The organism is Flavobacterium sp. UBA4854 (genome assembly GCF_002399805.1).
GTDB classification, from domain to species: domain Bacteria; phylum Bacteroidota; class Bacteroidia; order Flavobacteriales; family Flavobacteriaceae; genus Flavobacterium; species Flavobacterium ginsengisoli.
In genome coordinates this window covers 3,499-4,362 of sequence record NZ_DHEI01000160.1, presented here as the reverse complement: position 1 = coordinate 4,362, position 864 = coordinate 3,499, and the positions used below count along the sequence as shown (strand labels likewise).

1 protein-coding gene is annotated in these 864 nt (G+C 30.1%); it reads right to left on the bottom strand.

The window, feature by feature from the left end; genetic code table 11:
• Positions 1 to 306: 306 nt before the first annotated feature.
• Positions 307 to 864 (bottom strand): SDR family oxidoreductase (locus B3J44_RS22935; RefSeq protein WP_286971684.1); only part of this gene is annotated, 558 nt, incomplete at its 5' end.

The window sequence follows — 864 nt, the reverse complement described above, 5'->3', positions numbered from 1 at the left end:
GTAAAAGCCTTAATTTCATTTACATGCTCTGTAAGTCGTGCAAATTCAACTTCGCTTAATATTTCATCATCATCCCATACATTCATTGTAGTAAAGGAACTTAAGGAAAAAAGCAGCGCCACTAAAAATATTCTCATATCAGGCAGACGGTTAAGTTAATAATTATAATTTGGGACAAATATAAATTTAATGTTGCAAAATTATACACAAAGTTTATACAATTCCCATATCATAAGTTAAAGATATTATAAATATCTGAAAACAACAACATTAAACGTTAAATTTTAACTAAATAACGTTAATCTGCTACATAATGATTTCAGATAGGTATATTTTTAAATACTCTTTCCAAGTTTGTTTTCCAGCATTATTTTCTGGGCATAGATTTACTCCGGTAGTGAACAATTTATGGCGAATATCTTCTGGTATTTCTAGTACTATATCTTTATCACTTTGAATTGTTTCTAAGTAGGATTTAGTCATTTCTTCAAAATGAAGTACTTCTGGACCTCCAAAATCTTTTATTAATCCTTTTGATTGCTCTAATGCAATGGACGCAAGTAATTCTGCAACTTCTTGTACTGCTACAGACTGAAACCTCAACCCTGATGGAATTGTTATAGAATCACTTTTACCGTTTTGGTCTAATGTTTTAATCATATTAAGTACAAAATCATGGAACTGTGTTGTTCTTAGGATCGTAAAGGGAATGCCACTATTAGCTACGATATTTTCTACTTGCAATTTTGCTTGGTAGTATGGATAATCGCTTTTATCTATTCCGACAATAGAAATGTATATGAAATGTTTAATTGAATTTCTATCTACTGCATTTAGCAAATTTTTAGTTCCTTCGATATCTGT